Origin of the sequence: Bradyrhizobium sp. USDA 336 (genome assembly GCF_044908355.1) — a bacterium.
Classification (GTDB): domain Bacteria; phylum Pseudomonadota; class Alphaproteobacteria; order Rhizobiales; family Xanthobacteraceae; genus Bradyrhizobium; species Bradyrhizobium yuanmingense.
Genome location: NZ_JBIYDC010000002.1, coordinates 41,556 through 67,353, shown reverse-complemented (window position 1 = coordinate 67,353; position 25,798 = coordinate 41,556). Strand labels below are relative to the sequence as shown.

Here is a 25,798-nt window from a genome sequence, read left to right as displayed (position 1 = left end):
CTTTGCGGTGAGTTTCTTCTTTCGGCTAATTGGCCTCGATGCCGCACCAGCTCGCGGTGAACAGCGCAAGCGCCTTGGTGACGCGCTTGACCGAGGCGAGATCGACGCGCTCGTTGAAGCCGTGCGCGCCTTCCATTGTGGCGCCGAAGCAAAACGCAGGCACGCCGAAATCGAGACCATAGAAGCGCGCATCGGTCAGTGCGGTTGATGAGAAGCTGGTCAGCTTGCGGCCGAACACATGCTCGTAGACCGGAGCGAGAACCGCCTCGCTTTCCTGAATCTCCGTCGCCTCGTAGCCCGGCGACAGGAAGCCGGACCAGACGATCTCCGGCGGATTGTTGGCGAGGAATGGATGCGAGCGCGCCGCCTTGGCGACGAAATCCACGATCTCGGCCTGGGCGTCGGCGATCTTCCAGCCGGGCAGCACACCAATGCGGCAATCGACATCGCACCAGGCGGGCACGCTGGAGGCCCAGTCACCGCCCTTGATGATTCCAGGATTGAAGTTGAGCGGATGCTCGACCGATTTGAACGAGGGGTGCGTCTTGGCGCGCTCGTTCCATTCGGCCTCGAGACCTTCGAGCTTCTGGATCAGGTGGATTGCAGCCTTGATCGCATTTGAGCCGGTGCCGGCTCGTGCGACATGGACTGGTATCCCGCGCACTTTCAGGCGGAACCAGATCACGCCGACCTGGGCACGCATCAGCTTCTCGTCGGTCGGTTCGGGCAGGATGCAGACATCTGCACGATAGCCGCGCTGAAGTGTGGAGAGCGCGCCGAGACCGGTGCTCTCCTCCTCGATCACCGATTGCAGGTGGATGCGGCCCTTGGGCCTGTAGCCCGCGGCCTTGATCGCATCGAGCGCGTAGAGCGCCGAGATGGTACCGGACTTCATGTCGCCGGCGCCGCGACCATAGAGCCAACCGTTCTCGACCACCGGCTGAAACGGTGGCCGCTCCCACATGTCGAGCGGACCTGCCGGCACGACGTCGCAATGGCCCTGAAGGATCAGTGAGCGGCCCTCTTCCCTGGCCGGCCGGAAGGTGCCGACGACGGAGCGGGCACGCGAGAAATCGGTCTCGACCGGACCGTAGCCCGGCAGCGCCTTCAGATCGTCCTGGTTGATGACCCAGTCATCGACCTCGTAGCCGCGATCGCGCAACAGCTTTGCGAACATGTCCTGACAGGGCGCCTCCGCCGCGCGCGTGCTCGGGATCGCCGTGAACGCGATCGTGGTGTCGATCTGCTCGTCGAAGGCGGCATCCACAGCGGCCTCGATGCGCTCGCGCGCGCCGGCTGGAAGGGGACGGCTGTCGGTCATGAATTCATCCTTGCTGTCGCTAGTGTGCCGGTCACGCTGGCAAAGCCCGGCTGGTCAAAGAAATCGCGGCCCGGGATCGCATCGAGCAGGTCGCGTGTGTAGGCGGCTTGAGGGGCCGTGAAAACGTCCGCGGTCGCGCCCTCTTCAACGATGCGCCCCTTCTGGAGCACGATGACGCGGTCGGCGATCTCGGCGGCGATCCGCAGGTCGTGGGTGATGAAGATCATGGCGAGCTTCATCTCCTGACGGAGCTCGGCAAGCAGCGCCAGCACCTGAGCCTGGACGGAAACGTCAAGCGCCGACACGGCTTCGTCGGCGATGAGCACGCGCGGCTTGAGTGCCAGTGCGCGCGCAATACAGATGCGCTGGCGCTGGCCCCCAGAGAATTCGTGGGGGTAACGATCGGCGGCGACGGCGTTGAGGCCAACTCGCACCAGCAGCTTCCTCGCCTGCTCCATCGCTTCCGTGCGCGACGTGCCAAAGGCCATCGGTCCGCGCGCAATGGCATCGCCGACCTTCTGGCGCGGATCGAGGCTCGCAAACGGATCCTGGAACACGATCTGGAGCTGTTTTCGCGCCTGGCGGAGCGCCTCGCCGCGGAGCTGGCGCAGATCCTGGCCGTTGAAGCGGATGACACCGCCATCCGGCTCGGTCAGACGCATGATCATGCGCCCGAGCGTCGACTTGCCGGACCCGGATTCGCCGACGACGGCGAGCGTCTCGCCCTCGTACAAGGTCAGCGAGATGCCGTCGGCCGCGACGACCTCGCGCGGCGGCTGCAACAGGCCGCGCTTGACCCGGAATGTCTTCTCAAGACCGATGACTTCGAGCAGCGGTGTAGGATGGACCGCGGTGCGGCGGATCTCGTCGAGCCGCGCCTTCGGCACGGCATCGATCAACTCGCGGGTGTAGTCAGCCTTAGGACTGCGCAGGACTTCCTCGACCGTCCCCTGCTCCACCACCTTGCCGTGACGAAGCACCACGACGCGGTCGGCGACATCGGCAACGACGCCAAAATCATGGGTGATCAACAGCACGCCCATGCCGCGGTCGCGTCGGAGATCGTCGATCAGGCGCAGGATCTGACGCTGGGTGGTGACGTCGAGCGCTGTGGTCGGCTCGTCAGCGACCAGGAGCGCCGGACGGTTGGCCATCGCCATCGCGATCATGACGCGCTGGCGCTGGCCGCCGGACAGTTCGAACGGATAGCTCTTCTCAAGCAGCTTTGGATTTGGCAGGCCGACCTGCGTCAGGAGCTGCTGCACGCGTTCGTGCACCTCGATTGTCGACGGCATCGGCTTCTGATGGGTGAGGATCATCTCCTCGATCTGCCTGCCAACCCGCTTGAGCGGGTTCAGCGAGGACAACGGCTCCTGAAAGATCATCGCGGCTTCGCCCCCGCGCAGGCGGCGCAGCGCCTGCCGGTCGAGCTTTGCCGGATCTTGTCCTGCGACAGTCACGGCGCCCGCGGCAATATTGACGCTCTTCGGCAGCAGCGACAGCACCGCATGGGCGATCATCGACTTGCCCGAGCCGGACTCGCCGACGAGACAGACGACCTCGTTGGGCTTGACCTCGAAGGAGACGTTCTCGACCGCGAACGGGCGATCGCCGCCTTCGGGCAGCGCGATCGAGAGCCCCTCGACCGACAGAACGGGTGCCATGGCTTGCACGGCCTCGCTCATGACCGGCGCCTCGATACACGCGGATTGAGCACATCGGAGAGACCTTCGCCGAACAGGTTGATGGCAAGCACCGTGATGAGGATCGCGAGCCCCGGAAACACGCTCATCCACCAGGCATTACGGATGACGGTGCGGCCGGCTCCGATCATGAAACCCCAGGACATCAGATTGGGATCGCCAAGGCCCATGAAGGACAACGCGCTTTCGAGTAGGATGGCGGTGGCGACCGTCAGGGAGGTCACGACCAGGATCGGCGAGATCGCATTGGGCAGGATATGGCCGAGCACGATCTGCAAGGTGCTCTCGCCCTGGCACAGCGCGGCTTCGACGAACTCACGATTGCGCAGGCGCAGGAACTCGGCGCGGGTGAGCCGCGCCAGCGGCGGCCAGCTCACGGCGCCGATGGTCAGGATGATCGTCAGCAGCGACGGGTTGAAGGTCGCGACCAAGAGGATCGCGAGCACGAAAGCGGGGATGGTCTGAAACAGCTCGGTCACCCGCATCAGCACGAGATCGACCTTGCTGCCGAAATAGCCGGAGATTGCGCCGATCGTGACGCCGATCACCATAGCCGCCATGGCCGAGGCGATGCCGATGACGAGCGACACGCGGGCACCATAGGCAACACCGGCCGCAACGTCGCGGCCGAGCGTGTCGCCGCCGAGCAGCAGGCCGTCCTCGCCGGGCGGCGTGAACGGCGCGCTGACCATTTCCCAGGGCGAGACCGGAAAGACGATGGGCGCGATGAGCGCGATGACGACCACGACAAGCAGCACGACGAGGCCGACCATGCCGCTAGGATGACGCAGGAAGGCGCGAGCCGCATCCATCACGCAGCTCCTGTCGTCATGCGGGGATCGATCAGCCTGTAGATCAGATCGGTCAGCAGATTGAGCACGATGACCACGATTGACAGAATGAGAAAAATGCCGAGCAGCACGGGATAATCACGCTGGAGCAGCGCATCGAAGGTCAGCCGGCCGAGGCCCGGCCAGGCGAACACCGTCTCGATGACCACGGCGCCGCCGACCAGCGCGCCGGCCTGCATGCCGGCCACGGTGACGACGGGCACCAGCGCGTTGCGCAGCATGTGGCCGACCACAATGCTGGGCCCGGACAGGCCCTTGGCGCGCGCGGTCTTGATGAAGTCCTGCTGGGCGACCTCGATGATCGAGGACCGCATCAGCCGGGCATAGATCGCGAGATAGATAGCCGCCAGCGAGGTCACCGGCATGATCATGTGCTTGGCGATGTCGAGCACATGCTCCAGCGGCGAGAGCTTCACGTTGATGGTCTCGTAACCGAACGGCGGCAGCCAGCCGAGTGTCACGGAGAAGACCAGCACCAGCATCAGCCCCAGCCAGAACACCGGCGTCGCATAAAGCACCAGCGACAGCACGGTGAAAACCGTATCGAGCACGCTGCCCGCCGCCAGCCCCGCGAGCGCGCCGAGGGTCGTGCCGATCAGCAGCGCGAGGCAGAAGGCCGTCACCGTCAACAGCAGCGTCGCCGGCAGCCGTTCCAGGATGAGATCGACCACCGCGCGGCGCTGGCGGTAGGAATAGCCGAGGTCGAGCCTGACGACGCGGCCGAGATAGCTTGCCAGCTGCACCGCGTAGGGCTTGTCGAGCCCATATTCCTTGCGCAGATCTTCCAGCAGCTTCGGATCGGACGCGCCGGATTGGCCGGCCATGACCTGGGCGGGATCGCCAGGGGCGGCCCGCACCAGCACGAAGTTGAAAGTGGCGATGACGAGGATGACGGCGAGGAGCTGGGCAATCCGGCTCAGTGCCATCAGCCCGATCGTCGCCGCGCTGCCGAGACGGATCACGATTTGTAGACCGACCCGAAAGTTTCGTGCGAGCCGATGCCGGTCGACACGATGTTCTTGAACGCCTTGTCGTAGATGATGGGATATTCGAGCTCCAGCGTCCAGGCGACCGGCACGTCCTCGACCAGGATCTGCTGCACCTTGGAATATAGCTCCAGTCGCTTGGCCTCGTCGAGCGTGACGGCGGCCTCGTCGAACAGCCTGTCGACCTCAGGGTTGGAATAACCTTCGGTGTTCGAGAACAGGATGCCTTTCTTGATGTTCGACGACACGTAAGTGCGGGAGACGCCGAGCGCGGGATCGCCGAGCTGGTAGAGCAGGTTTTGGGTCATCTCATAGTCCCAGTTGCCGACCTTCTCGGCCCAGCCGGCCATGTCGGTGCCGACGAGAACGAGATCGATGCCGACGCGGGCAAAGCTCTGGCGGAAGAACTCGCCGGCGCGCTGATAGGATTCGCCGTAAGGCGGCACGATGTATTTGATCTCAGCGCGCTTGCCGTTGGTGTCGGGCTTGAGCCCCATCTCATCGAGCAGCGCCTTGGCCTTGTCGATCGAATAGTCGTAGCGCTTGACCTTGCCGTCGTAGAATTTCGTCTTGGACGAGATCGGGCCGGTCGCGACCTTGGCGCTGCCGAAATAGACCCGCTTGGCGAGCGCGTCGCGGTCGATCAGGTGCATCACCGCCTGCCGGAAGCGCTTGTCGTTCATCGGCGCGATACGGTTGTTCATCTCGAGCCACTGGTGCGGCGCGAAATACTCATAGCCCTTGGTGGTGACTTCGAGGTTCTTCTGCGCCTTGAATCGCTGCACGTCGAAGAACTCGACGTCGGTCCATTGCGCGAGTTGCACCGTGCCGTTCTCCAGCGCCAGCGCGCGTGATGCCGAATCCGGGATGATGCGGTAGATGATCTCATCCAGGTACGGCTGGTCCTTCAGATAGTATCCTTCATGGCGCACCAGATGGACATGCGAGCCGCGCACCCATTCCTTCAGCTTGAATGGGCCGGTGCCGATCGCCTTGTCGTTCAGCGGGTTCTTGCGGTAGTCGGTGCCTTCATAGATGTGCTTTGGCACGATCGGCGCCGAGGTGCAGTCAAAGCAGCCGAGGAACGGCGCAAAGGGCTGCTTCAGCTTGAACACGACGGTGAGCGGATCGGGCGCCTCGGCCGAAGCGACGCGCGCAAAATTCTGCCGCGCGCGCGGATGCGTCTCCGTCAACACCTTCATGCAGCTGAACACGACGTCCTCGGACGTCATCGGCTTGCCGTCGTGGAAGGTGATGTTGGGAAACAGCTTGAACGTATAGGTCAGCCCGTCCGGCGAAATCTCCCAGGACTGCGCCATGCCCGGCATCGGCTTGAGGTCAGCGCTATATTTGAGAAGACTCTCGTAGATCTTGCCGCCGAGCGTCAGCGTCGGCTGTTGCTGGTTGAAGGCGGTGACCAGCAGCGGCGGCTCGGGCTGGATGATGGTGTTGAGTGTTCCACCGCGGGTCTGGCCGGCCGATCGCGTGATGCCGAAGGGGATAGCGGCGCCGGCGGCCAGCATGGCCTGGGTGAATTCGCGTCTGTTCATCGAGCTCTCCGTGTCGCATATCGGCGTGAGAAGGACCTTGCCAGACGCCGTATTCGGCTTTGACGAATCTGACCGGCGCGAGCATTGTTGCCAAACGCCCTGTCCCGCGCTACCTGATCGGGGACAAGAACCATCGCGATCGGGCCATATCTGGCCCGGAAGATGCATAAGAGCCTTGCAGAAAAGGACTTGGATCGGGAGTTCACGACACGTGAAAGTCGTAGCGCGGCGAGATGTGACTGGCGAATTGCGAACCTGCAGCAAACAGGAGGGCCCCGCAGCGGCCGCCAACTATGCCGGACAACTTCAGACGATCGCGCGGCCGGTCGCCGCGATGACCGCAACTTATCCGAACGAGAGCACCAGCACGCGGCACGCGCATCGGCGCGACCAGTTCATCCTGCAGATCACCGGCGTCACGGCGATGATGACCGAGCGCGGTCATTTCGTGGTTCCACCCGGGCATGGTTTATGGATTCCGGCCGGCGTTGTACATCAGTCGCGCGCCTGGGGTGAAGTCGAGGCCCAGACGATCTATGTCACGCCTGATCGCCGACGAGGAACGTCGGAGACGTGCCGCCTGATTCGCGCATCCTCGCTCGTCGAAGCCCTGATGGACGAGGCGGTGCGGATGCCGCAGACCTACGACCAGGACGGACGCGACGGCAAGCTTCTCGAACTCCTGCTCGCCGAGATCTCACACATGCCGGAGGTGACGCTTCACGTGCAGGTGCCACCGGACCCCCGCCTTGCGGCGATCTGTAAGGCAGTGCTTGGCGACCCCTCCTCGGACCTCACGCTCGACGACTGGGCAGACAAATGCAGCCTCAGCCGGCGAACGCTGACGAGGCTGTTCCGCCGCGAGACCGGTCAGAGCTTTTCAGTGTGGCGACAACGCGTGCGGCTCCTGGAAGCTTTGGCACGCCTGGGCGCAGGCGAACCCGTCACATGCGTAGCGCTGGACGTGGGCTATGACAGCCCGAGCGCATTCGCCGCCATGTTCAAGCGCGAGCTGGGCGCTGCACCGCGGCATTATCTTCGCTGGACAGATCAAGAAGTCGTGCTGCGCTAGTCGCTAGCGACGACGTCGGTTCGTCAAGATGAAAGCCGCGCTGAGACAGCCATCTTGTAGTAATGGTGGTCGCGCCAGCGTGTGCGTTCGCCGGTAGCGGGGACCATCTTGCAGCAGAACCATGATGTGTCATCGCGTGCTGAAGCGTACAGGCGCCGTGATGGATCGCCTGGCGCCCTGCCGGAGGTGCCGGCGAGGTACGGTGCACCAGCGCGATCACCTCTCGGTCGAGTTCAGCTGAGCCTGCCGAACGGGCGAGGCTTGCGGAGAGCACATTGCCTCGAGGTCGTGCACTCCGTAGACGATGTCGTCCGATTGATCCATAGTATTGCAATCGAACGACTTGTGTTGCGCCTTCGCGTGCTCGCCGGACGCGGCGTCGAACCGCTGAAACAGCGTCCGGTGGTTCGGCGACATCGGGGGCAGAATGATGAGGCTTTTCCGGCGAATGCGATGGTGTCGGAGCGGAAGTCGGTCGAGGAGGCTACGATGTTCGTCGGATTTGAGAAATAGCGGCGCGCGGCGGGCTGGAGGTACAGCAGTGATATGCGCCATGGTCCGACACGCAATTGTGCTGGCGGCGGCTTTTGCCGCTGCCTTGACACCTGCCACATGCTTCGGCGAAAGCAGCAAGCCGCTGCCCGCCAAGGCGACGCAGGAATTGCCGGCCGAGCTGCTCGCGCTGCTCGAACAGAAGAAGATGCCGAAATATTCCCCTATCCTTGTGCGTCTCTTCAAGGACGAGGCAGAGCTCGAAGTCTGGAAGCAGGACACGGCCGGCCGTTTCCAACTCCTCAAGACCTATCCGATCTGCCGGTGGTCGGGCGATCTCGGGCCGAAATTGTACGAGGGCGACCGACAGGCTCCGGAAGGGTTTTATACAGTTACGCCTGAGTTGATGAACCCCAACTCCAATTTCTATCTCTCGATCAACCTCGGCTATCCGAACAGCTTCGACAGGGCAAACAAGCGAAACGGCAGCTTCCTCATGATCCACGGCGACTGCTGGTCGAGCGGTTGCTATGCCATGACGGACGAACAGATCAGCGAGATCTATTCGCTGGCGCGTGACTCATTCCGCGGCGGCCGAACATCGTTCCAGGTCCAAGCCTACCCGTTCCGCCTGACACCGGTGAATCTGGCGCGCCATCGAAACAATCCCAACCTGCCCTTCTGGCAAATGCTCAAGGTCGGCAACGATCATTTCGAGACGACACAACTCGAACCCAAAGTGGATGTGTGTAACCGCCGCTATGTGTTCGATGCGCAACCTTCCCCGAATTCGCCGCACCCTCTCGTGTTCAATCCGATCGAGAAATGCCCTCCCTTTGTCGTCAATCCGGAAATCGCGCGAAGGGCGCTGGAAAAAACGGCGCGCCGACGAGCGCGCGTACGCGCAATTGCTTGAAGACAACGTGCCAGTTGCCCCGATCTACAGCGGATTCGACGGCGGAATGAACAAGGCTTTTCTCGCACGGTACCCGGGCAGGGTGACGCTTGCGAAAGTGATGCCATATGCATCCTACCTGCCGCAATTGCCACCGATCCCCTGGACCGACAATGATGGTTCGTTGACGAGCAAATGGTTTGGTACCTGGTCCTCCAGATCGTCCGTGTGTGATACGGCGGGTGCCGGCTTCCCATCGCGCCAGTGCTGAACACCTGTTGCGACTCAACAGTCCAGAGTGCTGTCGCGCTCCCATTGGGTCAGATGGCGTGCGTAGTCGTTCCACTCCTCATGCTTCAGTTGAGATAGGCGGGTACGAACTCCCCGAGACGATCCCGCAGCACGCTTGAATGTTCGAGCGCTCGCAAGGCATCGAGCAGATTCATCGGAAGCCGTTTGGCCGAGGTCACGGTGTGCCCCTCGGTATACATGTTGATGTCGAGCCGCTTTCCGGGATCTCGCTTGTTGCTGAGGCCGTCGAGTCCGGCGGATAGAACCGCGGCCTGCAGCAGGTAGGGATTGGCAGCACCGTCGGCGAGCCGCAGCTCGAAACGGGCTCGGGAATTTCGGATCAAGTGGGTTCGGTTGTTTCCGGTGTAGATGACCGAGTTCGGCGCCCAGGTCGCGCCCGAGACCGTTCGCGGCGCGTTGATCTTCGCAATCTTGCGCGTCGAGCGACCCGCTGATTAAGAGACGGCGACGGGTAATGAACAATCAATTATTTACTGGTCGCACCACGGGCTTATCCGACCGAACATGGGCATTCATCGCACCATCATTCTCTTCAAAGTGCCGCCACAGTTGCAAAGCCGTGCTCCGCGGCCTCGAGTGCAACGGCGATGTCGGCCTCGGTATGGGCGGCGCAGAGGAACATGTTGTGCTTGGGATGGAAGTAGACACCTCTTGCAAGCATCGCGCTGCAAAACGCCGAACCTTTCCGATAGTCCGGGTCCCCTTCAAACAAAAGCGTCGGCATTTGCACTGGCCCCGATTGACGGATTGAAAGACCGAACTGATGGGAGCGCGTCTCGAGGCCATCACGCAGCGTTTGTCCGAGCTGCCCGAGGCGGGTCGGAACATCGTCCCTGCGTACTATCTTCAATGTCGCGACGGCAGCAGCCATGGCGACGGCGCCGGCCCAGAATGACCCCGTGACAAAGACCTGGGACGCAGCACGACGCAGCCAATCGGCTCCGGTCACAGCCGCCAGGGCATAACCATTGGCGATCGCCTTGCTCCAGGCGGACAAGTCGGGCCGGACACCAAGGCCTTCCCAGCTACCCGCGGCATTCAGGCGGAAGCCGGCGCGAACTTCGTCGATGAGCAGCGCGGCGCCCTTGCTGTCACAGATGCGACGCGCCGCACGGGCGAACTCTACGGTTGGAAGTTCCTGGTCGATCCCGAGATCGTGGCGAAATGCCGAAATTAGAATCCCGGCAAGATCATCACCCGCCGCCTTGGCCGCCGCGTCGAGGCTCTCGACGTCGTTGAATGTGAAATATGCGAGATGGGCGCGATCCTCCGCGGTCACACCGAGAAGCGACGGTGAGCACCACGGCACGGCACCATGATAAGCGCCCTTGGCGACGAGGATCTTTCGGCGACCCGTTGCAGCCCTTGCGATCGTGACGCACGTCGTCGTCGCATCGGTGCCGTTCTTCTGAAACTGCGTCCAATCGGCATGTCCCACCATATCGACGACAAGCTCGGCCAACTCAACCATGACTTCGCCCGGACCATTGAGGCAGTCGCCGTCACGCCGCTGACGCTCGGCGGCTTCCTCCACCTCGGGATGGTGGTGGCCGAGCAGGTTGGGACCCCAGCTGCACATGAAGTCCACGTAGCGGTGACCATCAACATCCCAGAGCACGCCGCCCTCGCCGCGGCTGAAGAACTGCGGATACGTCTCGGGCAACTTGGCCGCGTGGAGATGTCCCCACATCCCGCCTGGCACGACCTTCTTGGCGCGCGCCCGCAGGGCAGCATCCCTTGTCCTGATCAATTCCGGCATGCCTTCTTCTCCTCTAGTTTTGATATATCATATATTATGTTCTCGGTTACAAGGGGATTGTTGCTTTGCCTGACCCGGTCCGTCGAACCTCGGCTGGCGGAGCCCGACTCCGAGCTGACGAATTTGGGGTCTCGGGAGGACCTTGAAGTTTCTGTCGTAGAGGAAGCGCAGACGGTCGGCGCGCAAGAACGATCTCCTATATTATATATGAAATGGATTCGAACCGTGTCGGCGCGGATAGCCGAAACGGCCCAGACCTTTCGGGGACCGAGAATGGTTGACGTTGAACAGAGACCTGGCGAGGGAGGCGTGGGCCCGGTGGCTCGCGACAGCCTGACAAGCCTGGTTTACAACAATCTGCGCCAGGCGCTGATGGAAGGCCGGTTCTGGCCGGGCCATCGCTTCAAGATCCGTGACCTTGCTGCGACCATGAACGTGTCGGAGACGCCCATTCGCGAAGCCCTGATGCAGCTCGTGCGCGGCCGCGCGCTCGAGATGCAGGCGGGACGCTCGATTATGGTCGCCCACATGACGGCCAAGCAGTATATCGAGCTCAGGACCGTCAGGCTGTTTCTCGAGGGACTTGCCGCCGAGCACGCAACCACGCGCATCTCGGAAGCCGATATCGACAGGATGGAGGCCACTCACCGCGAGCTGATCAGCGCGGAGAAGGAGCATAGATGGTCCGACGCCGTTCGCGCCAACTGGCAATTCCACCGCGGTCTCTATGATGGATCGGGGCTTCCCGAAGTGCTCGCCATCCTCGACGATATCTGGATGCGGAACGGACCCCTGTTGAATTTCCATTACCCGCACGCCCCCCCGACCTATCCCAACGAACACCAACATCTGTCGGTTCTCAAGAATCTGCGGCAGCGCCGGCCGGACAAGGTTCGCGAGTCGATCCAGGCCGACATGATGGAGGGTGGCCAGAATCTCGTCCGGCTACTGGAAAAGCATGGCGGTACGCGCTTCATGACTCCCGAGACGGCCGTCGACGACGACGTCGAGATTGAAGCGACGAAGACGCGCGCCGCGCCAGCTGCCAAGGCAGCAGGCGCGAAATCCAGGCGTCGTTGAAAGCTGCTCACGCGGAACGGGGCGCAGTGAAGCGATCCAGGATGTTGCGGGTGATCCGCTGCGTGAACGGATCGCCGCGCTTCAGCCCCATCACCCATTCGCAGGTCGCGGCTGTCAGCACCTCGCCCTTGCCGCGGGTCATGTGCACCATCATGCCGGAGCCGTATTTGTAGCGGGCCAGACCCTCGGGCGTGACCTCGCCGGTGATGCACTCCACCAGGCCTTCGTGGTCGCTGCTGCGTACGTAGTAGCGGAAGCCCTCACCCTGCGGCTCGTCTTCCGCCAGGACGGCCGGCGCCATCGCCAGGATCTGGATGGTCTCGGGCTGCCCTTCGACCGGAACCGGAAAAGGAAGACCGTTGCGGAACGTGTAGTCCAACCCGTCGACCTCGTAGGCGAAGATGTGCTGCTTGTCGCCGAAGACGTCGGCATAGTGCAGTCCCGTGCCGGCAAACGCCCAATGCTCCGGGCGATAGACCGTAAAGCCTCTTTGGCCGTTCGGCGCAAATCCGCCCCAGGATGCGTAGAGGCCGTGCGCGCCGTTCACGCCGACCGTCGAGGCGCCCGGCCAACGGACGTTGCGATCTTCCCAGGCAGACGTCATCAGGCGCGCGCGGTCCGTACCGACGATCGGATCCTTGTGGATGGCTTTGAACTTGTAGCAAACTTGGCGCTTGCCGTCGTCCTCGAGCCGGATCTGCCACAGGAAATTCGCGCCGAAGCGCGCGAGGCGCCCGCCGCCCTCCACATAGCGCTCGATCGCCTCGCGCATCTCCCATGTCCAGTACTCGTCATGGCCGATGATGGTGACGCAGGGGTAGGCGTCGAGCAACTCGGGCCGGTAGTGAAGATCGGTCTGGGTGATCATGTCGAGCGCGTAGCCTTCCTTCTGCGCCCAGAGCACGAAATGCCGGTCGTACTGGGCCCAGCCCGCCGCCGCGTAATACTGGCCAAAGCCGTTGGAGAAGGCCCACTCCTTCATCGGGTAGCGGGGCGCGTCGCCCATCTCGGGCGCGGGATCAGCGCAGATGCGCGGTGCGCCGGACGGCAGCCAGACCATGCCGCGCGTCCATGGCCGCTGCAGCGACAGCACCGGCGACGGCTCGTCGCTGTCAGGACCTTCGACGCCGAAATAATGATTGGCACCGCCAAAATCATTGTAGGCGGTCCAGGTGCCCGTCGGCAGGATCATCAGTATTTTCGCGCGCCGCGTCTTCTCCGTCGGCCGCACGACGAAGAAATGGTGCTGGATGAAGCGGGCCCCATTCGCTCGCTCGCACGACGAGACCACACGATAAAAGCCCGAGCGCAGATCCGGCGGCAGCGTCCATCGGTGAGCGACCGGCCAGTTGCAGCCATTGCGATAGGCATCGGACGGCGTAGCCGCGAACACGCCGTCAAGCACATCGATCTCATGCACCATCTCGGGCTCGAGACCGTCGCGATAGATCTGCAACCGCCAGACCTTTGCTGTTGCCGAGGAGCGAAAGACAACTTCGTCTCCCGGGTCGTAAGACATCGCATCGGTATAGGTGTAGACTTCCGCAACAGAGGGATCGCCGCGCGGAACCTCATACCAGGGCTGGCTGGCCCAGTGCTCGTCCGCATGCATCGGGCGCGCCTTGCGGGGAGCGACATTGACGGATCCCAATTCAGGCGGATGAAACTCAGGCTTGTCCGACATGACAGCCTCCCTGGTTCGAAAAGCCATCTCTGGCGGCGAGATGGCGGCTTTGCATGTTGGGCCGAAATCGAGGCTGCAGTCTAGGTTTTGGCAGGCATGACGAACGGCCTCGGATCGAGAAACCGATTCACGACGTTCAACGTGATGGTGCTGATGTTGTTGTCATAGTTGTTGTGACCCAACGACATGCCGTAGGTGATCGATCCCGTCGCAAAGACGGCGCCGCCATGGGCGGTCTCGAAGAACACCATGTCGGCGCGCACCAGCGCATTTTGCGTGCCGTCGAGACCGTCGACCACGGTGCGAAACTCCTCCGGTGTGGGCAGCGCGCCCGCGCCCAATCCTTCGGATGTCGCGATCCGCAACGCATGCGGCGGCGTTCCGAGTTCGAGATCGTATCGATCGATCTCGCTGCCGACGGCACCATTGTAGCGAAATCCAAAATCACCGAATTTTTCGTGACGGCCTGTGCCCTCGAAGATGAACGCGACACGCGGATCCTCGCTTTCGGCCGTGCGCAGATAGTAGCCGCAGGTATCGTTGATCATGGCGGAGAACCCGACGCCGACCAGCTTCTGCGGCGCAAAGCCCGAATGCCGCCACAGCGATCCCGGCTCCCCGGTGCCGGCTAGATGCACTTCGCCGGGCTCCGATTCCCAGGTGCGCGTCCCGGCCATGCCGCGGCGAACCTCCAGCGCGGCGGGCGCGGCCGGGTGAAAGCCGCAGCGCCAGTAGAATGCATTGCCTCCCATCGAGATGTGCCGCCCGCCGGCGTTCTGATACGCCATGATCGCGTTCATCATGTTGAAGCTGAAATATTCGGGATGGGTCGGCGTCATCATGACCCGGTAAGGAGCGAGCGCCCGCGCTCCTTCCCGGTCAAGCTCGACATCCGTGATCAGATCGTAGGCGATCCCCTTCTCCTCGAGCCAGTCAAGGATATGGGTGTCGTTGATCAAATTGAACCAATAGCCGCGCGGACGCATGTTGAGGATGGGCCGCAGCCAGGAGCTGTAGGCCCGCCCCGAGCCGTCGACATGGCAATCATAGGTCGACTGGCCGATCTCCGGGTTCTCCTGCATGAAGACGTCATCTTGCGGCAACCACAGAACGTGCTCCATCAAAGTCTCGAAGTGAACCTGATAGAGACGCAACGCGCTGTTGGCATAAGCCAGATATGTCGCGATCGAAGCGACCACCACCAGATCCGCCCGCCGGGACGCCTTGCCGGGCGTCACGAAGAAGGTGACGTAGCTTTCGCAGTCCCGGTCTGGATTGTCACCTCCCGAGGTCAGCCGGAGCGCGTAGACGCCTGATCGCCAGTGGGCTGGCACATCGAGCGTGCAGGTTGTCTGCCATTCGCAATCGTAGATATCGTCGCTGTGGAAATGAATCGCCGCATACTCCTGCGGCGACAGCCGCCAGTCGTGAACGGATCCAGACCATTGAAAGCCGGTCACGCCCCTGCGGGGCAGTTGGTGGAGGCTGCCGTGCAGGGCGTTCGGTGAAATATCCTTGATCGACAGTGACGAGATGCCGTTTGCGAAATCCCAGAAGGCGACAAGCCCTGCATCGCTTGCTCCCGTCCGCAACCGGCCGTCGAATACCCGCAGCGCCTCTGCGCTCAATGGACACGAAAAGACCCGCGGAGCTTCAATCTTGCCATCGAAGTGCGAGGTATATTGGCGATCGCCATTCGCATGATGGGCCGCGATCAGGAACGGCAGGCCGGAATCGAGCGCGGGCGCTTGCGGCAGGGCAAACGATTTCGAATAGGCAGCGACTGGCCGAACGCCATCTGCCGGAACGATCAGCGATAAGGAGACCGATCCCCCCGCAAGGTCAAGCGCGCACGATACGAATGCCCAGACGCGCGGGCGCAGCTTGACGTCGAGGGCAAAACGCGCCGGCGTACCGCTCACCTGGCCCAGCACCAGCACCAGATGCCCCTCCTCGTCGAGTTCGAGCGCGTAGCCGCACGCCGAGCGCTCGCACCAATTTCCCATCACGGCCTTGGCATTGTCCGCGATCCGCGTCGGATACACGTAGGCCCCGAAACACCAGTGCCCGCCGGTCGGGACCAGTGCACCGTCGTGGTCAATGACGACGTTGGATCCCGGCCGGATCGGCTGGTCGAGGCAGGCATGCTCACCGTCAATGGGGCTCGTTATCACTTCATATTTGAAGCCAGGGCCGTTGCTGTCGACATCGCCGCAGCGCAGCCTGAGCACCTCGACCTTCACGCTCGGCCGCTTGCTGCTGAGCTGAAATCTGACGGGCTCGCCTGCCGGGACGCTGATGCGATCCGGATAGCCGAGATATTCGTTGGTCCTATAGATCACCGGAAATCTCCGCAGGCAGCGTCGTTCCCGTCATTTCCTGCCAACGCAGTTTGAAGACATGCCACTCCGCTTCAACAAGGGAGGTGAAGACGCGATCATCGACGAAAGGCATGGGATCGCCGCGACGCTTGGGGATGCGCGACAGCCGCCAGGCCTTGCCAGGTTCGAGCACGATCAGAACAAGCCGTCCTTCCGGCTTGCCCCAGCGCATCCGGGCCAACAGCTTGCGGAGTTCCGGGCTATGCGCTCCGAGCGGACTTGCGCGGAACTCCTTGACGAGATCGAGCCTTCCGGGATCGATCACGTAGCGCAGCGCGCCGGGGTCACTGGTGTGATCCATGCTCGGTCCTCACTTAGAAGCGCAAATGGCGGGAGACGCTAATGCGGCTTAGCGAGTCAGCCAGGCCATCCACCGCTCGCGCAGTTCGTTACGATGCTCGCCGATCCAGGCGAAATCGGGCTTGACCAGCTTTTCGTAGTTCTCCGGAGAAGTCGCGTAGAGATTGCGCTCCTCCGGCTTCAACAACTCGATGGCCGACTTGCTGGCCGTCGCATAGTTGACAGCGCGCATGAACGGCACATGCGCATCGGAGCTCGCATAGAAGAAGTCGAGATAGGCCATGGCGGCTTTGAGGTCGGGCGCACCCTTGAGAACAGCCATGTAACCGGTGTCGCGAATGGCTTGGTCCCAGGACATGGCAACCGGTACGCCCTCCTTCACCACGGCGAGCGCGCGGCCCGAATAGCTCATGGCCATGACGACCTCGCGGCTGCGCATGATCTGCTGCACCTGGTCGCCGGTCTTCCACCACACCGCGACATTGGGACGGATCTCGTCCAGCTTCTTGTAGGCGCGATTGATGTCCAGCGGGAAAAGCTGCTCCGGCTTGACGCCGTCGGCGAGCAGCGCGGCTACCGGCACCCACCAATCGCTGTCGCCGGTGTCGGGGAGCCCTCGCGGCCCGGGAAACTGCTTGACGTCCCAGAAGTCCGCCCAGGTCTTGGGCGCTTTGTTCTTGAACGTTTCGGTATTGTAGGTGATCAGCATGCCGCCGGTCGTGCGGGCGACGCCGTAGGGCTGACAGGCGTCGGAGACGCCGAACTTCTGAACGTTGGGCAGTTTCGCACAATCGATCTTCTCGAGCATATCGGTGCGTCCGACCAGGTCGGGACCTGTTGCCGTGACGATGTCGAACTCCACCTTGCCGGTTCGCTGCATCGCCTTGGCGCGCGCCCACTGATCGGGCACCTCGATTGCGACCGGGACGATTTCGACATTCTTGGCCTTTTGGAAGGGATCGTAGAAATATTTTGCGAGGGTGTTGCCCATCAGGCCACCGGTCGTTGCAATCACCAACTGGTCTTCCAGTTTTTCAGCGGCAGCCGGCAACGCTCCGGAAAGAACCGAGGCAAGCACGACAGCTGCCGAGTTCCACATCCAACCTGTTTTCAGCATCGACGATCTCCTCTCTGGCTTCTCACTGGCTCGCTATCCGGGTAACGCTGCGGGATCGGAGGACCTGGGCCCCCAGCAGAATCAAAATGGACAAGACGATCAGCAGCGTCGCGATCGCGGGAATCACCGGCGTCAGGTTCTGCTCGATATCCTCGAACATTCGACGCGGCAGCGTCTTCTGTCGCACACCGGACAGAAAGAACGATACCACCGGCTCGTCGAAGGAGATGATGAAGGCGAACAGCGCACTGCTGACGAGATTCGGCAGGACGAGCGGCAGCGTGACCAGGCGGAAGGCTTGAAAGCGTGTCGCGCCGCAGCTCATGGCGGCCGCCTCCAGATTGGCATCGACCTTTCCCAAGGCGGCGGCCATCGTGAAAACGACGAAGGGCAAGGTGAGCACCGTATGCGCGAGTACGAAGCCCGGAATCGTGCCGGAGAGTCCGATCGTCTGAAAAAACAGATAAAGGCCGACGGCGAGTGCGATATGCGGCACAATGATCGGCCCGATCAGCAGGATCTGGAAAGCGGTGACCAACCGGCTGCGGCCGCGGATCATTGCATAGGTCGCGGCTGTGCCGATGACCGACGCGAAAAGAGCGGTCAGCAAGGCCACCTGCACGCTGAGCCAGGTGGCGGCACGCCATTGCCTGCTGTCAAAATATTCCGAGTACCATTTCAGCGTGAAGCCGGACGGCGGAAATGCCAGATAGTCGTTCTGGCTGAACGACATTGGGATGACGATGACCAACGGCACGATGATGAAGGCCAGCACGGCATAGACATAGGCCGCCAGCGCGAGTGATCCGCGGTCGGTCGGCGGCTTCATGAGGCATTCCCCATCAGCCGGTCGAAGCGAAGCGTCTTGCTGAAGATGACCGCAAGCAACGTCACGAATACGGTCAGTACCCCGACCAACGCTGCAGCGAAGGGCCAATCGAGGACCTCACGGATCTGCTTTGAGACGAGCGTCGAGATCATCATCTCCTGCGGCGAACCGAGCAGGGCGGGCGTGATGAAGAAGCCGATTGCCGTGAGGAACACGAGCAGCGAACCGGAAACGACGCCCGGCAGACTCAAGGGAAGGATGACCTCCAGAAAGGTCCGCAGGCGCGTTGCGCCGAGCACGGCGGCCGCACGCGCATAGTCGCTCGGAATGCTGCGTAGTGCGCCGTAGATCGGCAGGATCATGAACGGCAGAAGCACGTGGGTCATGGCGATGACCACGGCGCTCTGGGTATAAAGCAGCTTGAACGGCTGTGACGTCAGACCGAGAGACATCAACGCCGAATTGATCAGCCCGTTGCGCTGGAACAGGAATGACCAGGCGGCGGTGCGTACCAGGACGCTCGACCAGAGCGGCAGGATGACACAGACCGCGACAAGGGCGGCGACCGTTCCCTTTGCCCGGCTCATGTAGTAGGCCACCGGGAAGCCGAGGACCACGGACAAGGCGGTCACCAGCGTCGCGGTCCAGAGCGTGCGCATCAGGACGCGCATGTGAACCGGGTTTTCGACGACGCGCGCGTAATTCTCCAAGGTCGGATGCGGCTCGAGAATGCTGATCACCAGGAGCTGCAGGATCGGATAGACGAAGACGAAGGCGACGAGGGCGAAAAATGGCAGCAGCAGCAACAACGTCGACAGGCCACTCAGCCGACGGCCATCGGAACGCCAGAAATGCGATCGCCGCGCCTCCATCATTGCCGCTCTCCCCGGTAGAGCAGCATCGCCTCCGGAGGGATCGCGAAGGACGCAACGTCGCCTGGGGTCAAAGAGCTGAGCTGCGAGGCGCCGGGGATTCGCGCCCGCATCTCGGTGCCGTCAGGCAGACGTCCGATCAGCAGCAGCGCCGCCCCGGCATAGACGATGTCGCTCAACGTCACAGCGATGACTTGCCCGCTGGAGCCGGCGCCGAACTGCAGCCGCTCAGGCCTCACGGCCAGCACCGCGGCCTCGCCGGCTGCAACCGGCTCAACGGCCGCCGTGGCCGGCAGACGCCATGTTTCACCCCATGGAAGAGCCACGGAGATGTCGTCGCCGACGCTTTGGACGGCGACGTCGACGAAATTCATCTCACCGATGAAGCCGGCAGTAAAGAGATTCGCGGGCCTTTCGTAGAGCTGGCGCGCCGGCCCGATCTGCTGGATCTTGCCGTCCCTCAGGACGGCGATCCGGTCGGCCATGGTTAGCGCCTCGCTTTGGTCGTGGGTGACGAAGATGACGGTGATGCCGAGCTCGGCGTGCAATCGCTTGATCTCGAGCTGCATGTCTTCGCGCAGATTCTTGTCGAGCGCACTGAGCGGCTCATCCATCAGCAGGACGCGCGGCTGATAGACGATGGCACGCGCGAGCGCCACGCGTTGCTGCTGGCCGCCTGAAAGCTCATTCGGGCGACGGTAGCCATAGCCTGCCAGCCGCACGGTCGCGAGCGCGGCTTCGGCGCGCGCGTGACGTTCAGCCGTCCGGAGACCGCGCATCTTCAGGGGAAAGGCAACATTGTCGAGAATCGACATGTGCGGGAACAGCGTGTAATTCTGGAACACCATTCCCAGATTGCGTCTGTTCGAAGGAACATAGGTCAGGTCTTCGGAATCGACGTGAATGGTGCCGCTGGTCGGGAATTCAAATCCTGCGACGCTCATCAGGATCGTAGTCTTTCCGGAGCCGCTTGGTCCGAGCAGGGCGACAAACTCACCGGCAGCAATATCGATATCGACGCCATCGACGGCGGATACGGCACCGAAGCGCTTCTCCAAGCCACTGATGCGGATCGATGCGCCCGACGCCGATTGTCTGGCCGATGCAATATCCACGGAGCCTCGCTTCCTTCTGTCTGCCTCGATGCGGGCGACCCTTGCACCCAATCCAAAGCCGCCGGCCTCGATATAATATTTGATATATCAGGCTATCGCGCGATGAACCCGGCGACAAGGGCCATCTGCGCATCGAGCATCGGCTTTCCGCCGATGACCTTTGCGCCCTGCGCAGCCGCCCTTGCGAGAAGCCGCGTGACGGCAGGATTGACGATGATGTCGCTGACGGTGGCGTCGGGACCGACGCCTTCGATATCCAGCGGAAGCGGGTCGTCCGGTTTCATGCCGAGCGACGTCGTATTGACGATGAGATCGAATGCGCGTGCCTCCGCACGACCGGCGCTGACCTTCGTCGCGGGATAATGCGCAGCGACGGCGGCCGCAAGCGCGCGAGCTTTCTCCTCATCCCGGTTCATGATCATGAGTTCGCGGGCGCCGGCCTCCGCCAAGCCGAATGCAGTTGCACATCCCGCGCCACCAGCACCGACCTGGAGCACCTTCCGATCCCGAACCGCGACGTCATGCTGAGCGAGGCTGACGATGAATCCCCTCGCATCCAGATTGTCGCCAACGAGACTTCCTTCGGCCGTTCGCTTGACGAAGTTGACCGCGCCGATGCGCCGAGCCGCCTCCGTCATGTCATCCAGATGCTCGGTCACGCAGGTCTTGTGCGGGATCGTGACGCCGAAGCCGAAGACGTTGCGCATCAGCCTGATGCTTGCAACGACGTGGCCGAGATCGCCGGGCAGGACGTGGATCGGCGACACCGCCAGGTCGTCGCCGATCGATCCGAAATAGGCATTCATCACCGCACTCGCCCGCACATGATCGATCGGGTCGGCGAGCACGAACATGATCTTGGTCCTGCCGGTGATCTCCATGAAGCTGTCCTTCTCAGGCCGGCAAATCGGCGCGGCCGTAACTGCCGTAGCGCTCGACCACCCGCGCCATTTCGTCATCGGCAAGGATCGCGGGTTCGCCGGCCTGACAGGCGAGCAGATACTGGCGGGCAAGGGTTTCGAGCTTCACGGTAAGGTCGAACGCCGCCTGCAGCCCTTTGCCCACGGCAATCATCCCGTGGTTCGCGAGCAGACAGGCCTTGCGCTGTTTCAGCGCGGCGACGGAGCCCTCGGCGAGAGTCCTGGTGCCGAATGTGGCGTAGGGTGCACAAGGCACATCATTTCCACCAAAACTGGCGACCATGTAGTGGAATGCTGGAATCGGCCTTGCGAGGCAGGACAGCGCGACGCAGCAGTCGGCATGGCTGTGCACGACCGCGTTGACATGCGGATAGGCGTTGAGGATCGCCAGATGCATGTGCCATTCACTCGAGGGCAAGCCGTCTCCAACCACCGTTCCATCGCGCTTCAAACGGACGAGACCGTCGATCGTCGTATTGCGGCTATTGCCGCCCGTCGGTGTAATGAGAATGTCTTCTCCGATGCGAGCGCTGACATTTCCGCTGCTGCCGTGATTGAAGCCCTTGGCTTCCAGGCGCGCTACAGTCTCCAGCACGGATTGCCTAAGTTCGCGTTCGTTCAATTCACCGCCTCCGGATTCAACATCGCTTCGAGCGTCGTCGCGAACAGGTCGACAGGGCCCAGCTTGCCGGACTTCAGGCAGAGGGCCACCGGATCCTCGTCTTCGGTCACCGCAGTGCCGATGCCGGGCCCGCCATAGGGACCGACCCGCAAACGCCGAATGCCGAGCTGTTCGACGATCGAACCAGACGTTTCGCCACCGGCCACGACGAAGCGCCGCACGCCGACACCGCGAAGAGAGACAGCAAGCCGACCAAGAATGGTTTCGGCGAGTTCCGCCGCGCCTTCTCGGCCGTACCGCTGCTGAGCCATTTTAACGGCCTCCGGAGCGCCCGAGGTGGCGAAGCCAACGGGACCGCGGCCCAGCCGCGGCCGCGCCCAGTCGAGCGCATCGCCAACCGTCGCCGCCACATCTTCAGCGTTCAGAAGATTGATGCGAAGCAAGGGATGGCTCTTCTCGAATTCAGCAAGTTGCTCCAACGTCCGCTCAGCGCAACTCCCGGCGAGGACCACGCCGCCGCCGCCAACCGCGCGCAGACTGGGCGGCCTCCTGTCGGCGGCGACGAGCCCGCGCGCCTTCCAGATGTCCGGGTAGTGCTGCACGATCGTCGCGTTGCCCGTCATCAGCTTCCAATCGCAAGTGAGCGTGGCAAGCGTATTGAGATCCCGATCGTAGATCGCATCTGCAATGAAGTAGCGGATACCCCGAGCCGCCGCTTCCGCGATCACGCGTCCGGCCAAGTCCGCGCCGGCGTCGACCTGCGAATGCGCCAGAAGGCCAACCTTGGCCCGCGTCTGGCGCTGCAGAACCCGCACGAGATCGGGATCGGTCATGGGTGTCAGCGGGTCATTGCGTTTCGGCGAGTCCGAGATCAGCTCGGTCCCGAGAAACAGATGACCGTTATAGACGGTCCTTCGAAGCGCGGGAGAAGCCGGGCAAAAGGCGGTGTATTCGGCGCTGGTTAGCTGCATCAGCAGGTCGGAGACCGGACCGATATTTCCCTGGTCGGTGGAATCGAACGTCGCACAATATTTGAAGAAGATTTGCCTGACGTCCCGCGCGAGCAGCGCCCGTGTCGCCTTCGCGGTCATACCGACGGCTTTGTTCGCGGGGATCACCCGCGTCTTCTGCGCGACCACGATAGCCGGCACATCGCCGCAGCTGCCGACGAGATCGGGGTCGGTGACAAATCCGCATTCGATTCCGGCAGCGACCAGCATGGCGGCCGTTTCCATGCCGCCCGTCAGATCGTCCGCCACCACCCCGAAGATGAGCTTCGTCATGCGTCTCGCAGATCTCAAGCAGATATCTGCGAATTCTGATACATGATATATCAAATATGTGCAATACCGCCCGCCGCTGGAGACATATCCGACATTGACGATGCGGTACTGTACCTCGACGGCGTGTTCGGGTGTTCGGACTAGTTCCGGTCAGACGAGTCGTTTTGATAGCCGTGGCGCGATCATCTCCCTACGTCGCATTCAGTACGGTGGCGCCTTGCGCTGTCGCTGTGCCTTGCCGGCCTCCACCCACCACATCAGATCGTCGGCAAAGCGGGGAAAGGACTGCTCGAGCGCCTTGCCGCCCTCACCGGTCGGCTGGCCGTCGGCCGAGAGGGTCTGACCGATCGGCCCGACGGCGATCGTGCTCGAGATCACCACCATGCCCATTTCGGACAATGTGCCGTGCCAGGCGGTGGCGGCGCGCGCTCCGGCCAGACGCCCGGCCGAATAGCTGACGATCGCAGCAGGCCGCCAGAACCACTCCTCCAGGAAGTGGTCGGTGAGGTTCTTCAATCCGGGTTGAACGCCCCAGTTGTATTCGCCGGTGACGAAGATGAACCCGTCCGCCGCCTTGATCTTCCGTGCGAGTTGCTCGAGCGTCGCGGGCGCCTGGCTCTTCGGGTATTCCTTGTACATGCGGTCGAGAATCGGGAGGTTGATCGCCTTGGCGTCGATCAGCTCGGCGTCGTCACCTCGGCGGCGCAGCTGGTCGACAACGTACTCTGCAAGCCGGATACCCATCCGGTCGGAACGATAGGAGCCGTAGAAGACGAGGATTCGATTGCTCATGGGCATTACTCCGCAGCTGACTTCTGAAGCTGCGGTCCGCTGGCGAGCGGCGGGCCGCAGCTGATGATGGTTACTCCGGCAGCGGCTTGCCCGCCTGCTCGTTGACGATGTATTCCGCGTACCAATCCGGCCAATTCACGTCGTGCTCGCCGGTGAGCTTCTCATGCTCGCCGTGAGCGGTCGCCGCGCGGCGAAGCGTCGCTGCGAGGTCAGATACCGACGCGAAGTTCGTATCACCTTCGACTCGGCCCGGCAGACGGCTGGTGACTTCCTGCAGCACCCAGCCATTGCCGTCCGGATCGCTGAATGACGCGAACGATTGATAGGTGCGGCGCTGCGGATCCGGGCCACTGATCCGGACGCTCCCGAACAGATAAGGCTCATCGGTGCCGGTGTGGACGCCATCGCCGCCGTGAAAGACCTCGCTGACCTTGACACCGCGCGCAAGCAGCTCCTTCCGGGCAGCCTCGATGTCGGACACGATCAGGTACAGGCCCTGGGCAGAGCCCGGCTTGGCCGGCGTGACATTCTTGCCGAAGATCACCGAGGTGCCGGAGCCCGGGGGCGTGAACTGGACAATGTGGAAGTCGCTACCGTTGGTGAACTCGGCGTCAAAACGCCAGCCAAGGTTCGCGTAGAATTCCTTGGCGCGCGCTACGTCCGAGACCGGGATGACGGCTAGCTCGAACTTCATGTCCGTCGAACGGACCTCGGCGGGATTAACTGCTACTGTCATGGTTCTCTCCTGGTGTGTGTGGTGAATACGGACGCCGCGATCACACCTGCGCGGCGACGTCGAGAATGGCCTGTGCGAAAGCGTTCGGCGCTTCCTGGGGAAGATTGTGTCCGATGCCGCCGGTGATGTGCCTGTGCCCGTACATGCCGGTGAACTTCTTGGCGTAGACGGCGGGTTGGGGATGCGGCGCGCCGTTGGCGTCGCCTTCCATGGTGATAGTCGGCACAGCTATGGTCGGCGCCAGCGCGAGCTGCGCCTCGAGTTCGTCATAGGCCTCTTCGCCGTCGACCAATCCAAGCCGCCACCGATAATTGTGGATCACGATCGCGACGTGATCGGGATTGTCGAAGGCCTTCGCGCTGCGCTCGAAGGTAGCATCGTCGAACTCCCATTTCGGCGATGCAAGCTTCCAGATCAGCTTCGCGAACTCGCGGCGGTGCTTGCCGTAGCCGATGCGGCCGCGCTCCGTGGCGAAATAGAATTGGTACCACCACTCAAGCTCGGCCTTCGGCGGCAGCGGCACTTTGCCGGCCTGCTGGTTGCCGATCAGGTAGCCGCTGACGGAGACCATTGCGCTGACGCGCTCTGGCCAGAGCGCTGCCATGATGTTGGCGGTGCGCGCGCCCCAGTCGAAGCCGGCCACGACTGCCTTCTCGATCTTCAGCGCATCCATCAGCGCGATCATGTCCGCTGCAAGCGCCGAAGGCTGGGCGTTGCGGGCGCTTGCAGCGGAAAGAAAGCGGGTCGTCCCGTAGCCGCGCAGATACGGCACGATTACGCGATAGCCCTGGGCGGTCAGGAGCGGCACGACCTCGGCAAAGCTGTCGATGTCGTAGGGCCATCCGTGCAGCAGCAGGACCGCTGGCCCGCCTTCTGGGCCGTTGTCGGTATATCCTACGTTCAGAATGCCGGCGTTGATCTGCTTCAGATGCCCAAGGGACGCACTCGTTGCATCTGCAGCTTCGGCGACTTGGCTCAGGTGCGCGGCTGCGGGGCCGGTTAAGCCAATGCCGGTTGCGAGCGCAGCAGCGGCACCGATGAACGCGCGGCGAGTCTGGTTGACGTCCTTGTGCATGGTCTTTGCTCCCGTTGAGGCGTCGTCTTTCGAAAGACATCGGCCTCGTGT

The 25,798-nt window shown here is 62.6% G+C and carries 22 protein-coding genes and 2 pseudogenes; 3 read left to right on the top strand and 21 right to left on the bottom strand.

Annotated elements, in window-relative coordinates; all coding sequences use genetic code 11:
* Window positions 1–25 precede the first annotated feature (25 nt).
* Genes ABIA45_RS01015 through ABIA45_RS00995 form a run of 5 tightly spaced genes read right to left on the bottom strand, consistent with a single transcriptional unit; the run spans window position 26 to window position 6,411 of the window.
* Window positions 26–1,321 (bottom strand): ArgE/DapE family deacylase, encoded by a 1,296-nt coding sequence (locus ABIA45_RS01015; protein WP_109142916.1) that lies wholly within the window; start codon window positions 1,319–1,321, stop codon window positions 26–28.
* Window positions 1,318–3,006 (bottom strand): dipeptide ABC transporter ATP-binding protein, encoded by a 1,689-nt coding sequence (locus tag ABIA45_RS01010; protein WP_404650895.1) that lies wholly within the window; start codon window positions 3,004–3,006, stop codon window positions 1,318–1,320. Before ABIA45_RS01010 ends, ABIA45_RS01015 begins: the two co-directional genes overlap by 4 nt.
* The gene (locus ABIA45_RS01005; RefSeq protein WP_271544031.1) at window positions 3,003–3,836 is read right to left on the bottom strand and encodes an ABC transporter permease; all 834 of its coding nucleotides are present in this window, start codon (window positions 3,834–3,836) and stop codon (window positions 3,003–3,005) included. The genes ABIA45_RS01010 and ABIA45_RS01005 overlap by 4 nt, the downstream gene beginning before the upstream one ends.
* Complete coding sequence (locus ABIA45_RS01000) at window positions 3,836–4,837, bottom strand: ABC transporter permease (RefSeq protein ID WP_271544029.1); 1,002 nt, start codon at window positions 4,835–4,837, stop codon at window positions 3,836–3,838. The genes ABIA45_RS01005 and ABIA45_RS01000 overlap by 1 nt, the downstream gene beginning before the upstream one ends.
* Complete coding sequence (locus tag ABIA45_RS00995) at window positions 4,834–6,411, bottom strand: ABC transporter substrate-binding protein (RefSeq protein ID WP_271544027.1); 1,578 nt, start codon at window positions 6,409–6,411, stop codon at window positions 4,834–4,836. The genes ABIA45_RS01000 and ABIA45_RS00995 overlap by 4 nt, the downstream gene beginning before the upstream one ends.
* Before the next feature lie 211 nt (window positions 6,412–6,622).
* Between ABIA45_RS00995 and ABIA45_RS00990 the strand changes: the two genes are divergently transcribed.
* On the top strand, window positions 6,623–7,483 hold the full coding sequence (locus ABIA45_RS00990) for a helix-turn-helix domain-containing protein (RefSeq protein ID WP_057026658.1): 861 nt from the start codon (window positions 6,623–6,625) through the stop codon (window positions 7,481–7,483).
* Here the strand turns inward: ABIA45_RS00990 and ABIA45_RS00985 are convergent.
* A complete protein-coding gene (locus ABIA45_RS00985; RefSeq protein WP_404650894.1) occupies window positions 7,413–7,757 on the bottom strand; it encodes a hypothetical protein in 345 nt (114 codons plus the stop codon). The two genes, ABIA45_RS00990 and ABIA45_RS00985, sit on opposite strands and share 71 nt — an antisense overlap.
* A gap of 279 nt (window positions 7,758–8,036) precedes the next feature.
* On the opposite strand from ABIA45_RS00985, the gene ABIA45_RS00980 reads away from it, so the two are divergent.
* Window positions 8,037–8,891 carry a L,D-transpeptidase family protein gene (locus ABIA45_RS00980; RefSeq protein ID WP_404650893.1) on the top strand — a complete coding sequence of 285 codons (855 nt, stop codon included), beginning with the start codon at window positions 8,037–8,039 and terminating at the stop codon, window positions 8,889–8,891.
* Window positions 8,892–9,155: 264 nt separating this feature from the next.
* Here the strand turns inward: ABIA45_RS00980 and ABIA45_RS00975 are convergent.
* Window positions 9,156–9,586 (bottom strand): annotated as a pseudogene (locus ABIA45_RS00975) (type III glutamate--ammonia ligase); the annotation flags it as partial.
* A gap of 128 nt (window positions 9,587–9,714) precedes the next feature.
* Window positions 9,715–10,941 carry an aminotransferase class III-fold pyridoxal phosphate-dependent enzyme gene (locus tag ABIA45_RS00970; RefSeq protein WP_128263212.1) on the bottom strand — a complete coding sequence of 409 codons (1,227 nt, stop codon included), beginning with the start codon at window positions 10,939–10,941 and terminating at the stop codon, window positions 9,715–9,717.
* A 273-nt stretch (window positions 10,942–11,214) separates the two neighbouring features.
* On the opposite strand from ABIA45_RS00970, the pseudogene ABIA45_RS00965 reads away from it, so the two are divergent.
* Window positions 11,215–11,919: pseudogene (locus ABIA45_RS00965) on the top strand (GntR family transcriptional regulator); the annotation flags it as partial.
* Between the two features lie 109 nt (window positions 11,920–12,028).
* On the opposite strand, the gene ABIA45_RS00960 reads toward ABIA45_RS00965, so the two are convergent.
* From ABIA45_RS00960 to ABIA45_RS00900, 13 genes are all read right to left on the bottom strand, one after another.
* On the bottom strand, window positions 12,029–13,705 hold the full coding sequence (locus ABIA45_RS00960; protein ID WP_271544021.1) for a N,N-dimethylformamidase beta subunit family domain-containing protein: 1,677 nt from the start codon (window positions 13,703–13,705) through the stop codon (window positions 12,029–12,031).
* 80 nt (window positions 13,706–13,785) lie between these two features.
* On the bottom strand, window positions 13,786–16,047 hold the full coding sequence (locus ABIA45_RS00955; protein ID WP_404650892.1) for a N,N-dimethylformamidase beta subunit family domain-containing protein: 2,262 nt from the start codon (window positions 16,045–16,047) through the stop codon (window positions 13,786–13,788).
* Complete coding sequence (locus tag ABIA45_RS00950; RefSeq protein WP_128263209.1) at window positions 16,037–16,387, bottom strand: hypothetical protein; 351 nt, start codon at window positions 16,385–16,387, stop codon at window positions 16,037–16,039. Before ABIA45_RS00950 ends, ABIA45_RS00955 begins: the two co-directional genes overlap by 11 nt.
* 48 nt (window positions 16,388–16,435) lie before the next feature.
* Window positions 16,436–17,503, bottom strand: coding sequence for an ABC transporter substrate-binding protein (locus ABIA45_RS00945; protein WP_271544018.1), 1,068 nt, complete (start codon window positions 17,501–17,503; stop codon window positions 16,436–16,438).
* A 22-nt stretch (window positions 17,504–17,525) separates the two neighbouring features.
* A complete protein-coding gene (locus ABIA45_RS00940; RefSeq protein WP_128263207.1) occupies window positions 17,526–18,332 on the bottom strand; it encodes an ABC transporter permease in 807 nt (268 codons plus the stop codon).
* Window positions 18,329–19,207 carry an ABC transporter permease gene (locus tag ABIA45_RS00935; protein ID WP_404650891.1) on the bottom strand — a complete coding sequence of 293 codons (879 nt, stop codon included), beginning with the start codon at window positions 19,205–19,207 and terminating at the stop codon, window positions 18,329–18,331. The genes ABIA45_RS00940 and ABIA45_RS00935 overlap by 4 nt, the downstream gene beginning before the upstream one ends.
* A complete protein-coding gene (locus ABIA45_RS00930) occupies window positions 19,204–20,313 on the bottom strand; it encodes an ABC transporter ATP-binding protein (RefSeq protein WP_275511678.1) in 1,110 nt (369 codons plus the stop codon). Before ABIA45_RS00930 ends, ABIA45_RS00935 begins: the two co-directional genes overlap by 4 nt.
* 98 nt (window positions 20,314–20,411) lie before the next feature.
* Window positions 20,412–21,200, bottom strand: coding sequence for a shikimate dehydrogenase family protein (locus ABIA45_RS00925; protein ID WP_404650890.1), 789 nt, complete (start codon window positions 21,198–21,200; stop codon window positions 20,412–20,414).
* A 13-nt stretch (window positions 21,201–21,213) separates the two neighbouring features.
* Window positions 21,214–21,861, bottom strand: a complete 648-nt coding sequence (locus tag ABIA45_RS00920; protein WP_404650889.1) for a class II aldolase/adducin family protein — start codon at window positions 21,859–21,861, stop codon at window positions 21,214–21,216.
* Window positions 21,858–23,144, bottom strand: coding sequence for a 3-oxo-tetronate kinase (otnK, locus tag ABIA45_RS00915; protein ID WP_404650888.1), 1,287 nt, complete (start codon window positions 23,142–23,144; stop codon window positions 21,858–21,860). The genes ABIA45_RS00920 and otnK overlap by 4 nt, the downstream gene beginning before the upstream one ends.
* 201 nt (window positions 23,145–23,345) lie before the next feature.
* Window positions 23,346–23,936 carry an NADPH-dependent FMN reductase gene (locus ABIA45_RS00910; protein WP_404650887.1) on the bottom strand — a complete coding sequence of 197 codons (591 nt, stop codon included), beginning with the start codon at window positions 23,934–23,936 and terminating at the stop codon, window positions 23,346–23,348.
* 70 nt (window positions 23,937–24,006) lie between these two features.
* Window positions 24,007–24,672, bottom strand: coding sequence for a VOC family protein (locus ABIA45_RS00905; protein ID WP_404650886.1), 666 nt, complete (start codon window positions 24,670–24,672; stop codon window positions 24,007–24,009).
* Window positions 24,673–24,712: 40 nt separating this feature from the next.
* Window positions 24,713–25,747, bottom strand: a complete 1,035-nt coding sequence (locus tag ABIA45_RS00900; RefSeq protein WP_275511540.1) for an alpha/beta fold hydrolase — start codon at window positions 25,745–25,747, stop codon at window positions 24,713–24,715.
* Window positions 25,748–25,798 lie beyond the last annotated feature (51 nt).

Excerpts from the sequence above, each read along its gene's own strand:
- ABIA45_RS00935 (WP_404650891.1), bottom strand. The coding sequence starts at position 19,207 with ATGATGGAGGCGCGGCGATCGCATTTCTGGCGTTCCGATGGCCGTCGG.
- ABIA45_RS01005 (WP_271544031.1), bottom strand. The coding sequence starts at position 3,836 with ATGGATGCGGCTCGCGCCTTCCTGCGTCATCCTAGCGGCATGGTCGGC.
- ABIA45_RS00995 (WP_271544027.1), bottom strand. The coding sequence starts at position 6,411 with ATGAACAGACGCGAATTCACCCAGGCCATGCTGGCCGCCGGCGCCGCT.
- ABIA45_RS00980 (WP_404650893.1), top strand. The coding sequence starts at position 8,037 with ATGGTCCGACACGCAATTGTGCTGGCGGCGGCTTTTGCCGCTGCCTTG.
- ABIA45_RS00970 (WP_128263212.1), bottom strand. The coding sequence starts at position 10,941 with ATGCCGGAATTGATCAGGACAAGGGATGCTGCCCTGCGGGCGCGCGCC.
- ABIA45_RS00960 (WP_271544021.1), bottom strand. The coding sequence starts at position 13,705 with ATGTCGGACAAGCCTGAGTTTCATCCGCCTGAATTGGGATCCGTCAAT.
- ABIA45_RS00940 (WP_128263207.1), bottom strand. The coding sequence starts at position 18,332 with ATGAAGCCGCCGACCGACCGCGGATCACTCGCGCTGGCGGCCTATGTC.
- ABIA45_RS00910 (WP_404650887.1), bottom strand. The coding sequence starts at position 23,936 with ATGAGCAATCGAATCCTCGTCTTCTACGGCTCCTATCGTTCCGACCGG.
- ABIA45_RS00925 (WP_404650890.1), bottom strand. The coding sequence starts at position 21,200 with ATGGAGATCACCGGCAGGACCAAGATCATGTTCGTGCTCGCCGACCCG.
- ABIA45_RS01015 (WP_109142916.1), bottom strand. The coding sequence starts at position 1,321 with ATGACCGACAGCCGTCCCCTTCCAGCCGGCGCGCGCGAGCGCATCGAG.
- ABIA45_RS01010 (WP_404650895.1), bottom strand. The coding sequence starts at position 3,006 with ATGAGCGAGGCCGTGCAAGCCATGGCACCCGTTCTGTCGGTCGAGGGG.
- ABIA45_RS00900 (WP_275511540.1), bottom strand. The coding sequence starts at position 25,747 with ATGCACAAGGACGTCAACCAGACTCGCCGCGCGTTCATCGGTGCCGCT.
- otnK (WP_404650888.1), bottom strand. The coding sequence starts at position 23,144 with ATGACGAAGCTCATCTTCGGGGTGGTGGCGGACGATCTGACGGGCGGC.
- ABIA45_RS00905 (WP_404650886.1), bottom strand. The coding sequence starts at position 24,672 with ATGACAGTAGCAGTTAATCCCGCCGAGGTCCGTTCGACGGACATGAAG.
- ABIA45_RS00945 (WP_271544018.1), bottom strand. The coding sequence starts at position 17,503 with ATGCTGAAAACAGGTTGGATGTGGAACTCGGCAGCTGTCGTGCTTGCC.
- ABIA45_RS00950 (WP_128263209.1), bottom strand. The coding sequence starts at position 16,387 with ATGGATCACACCAGTGACCCCGGCGCGCTGCGCTACGTGATCGATCCC.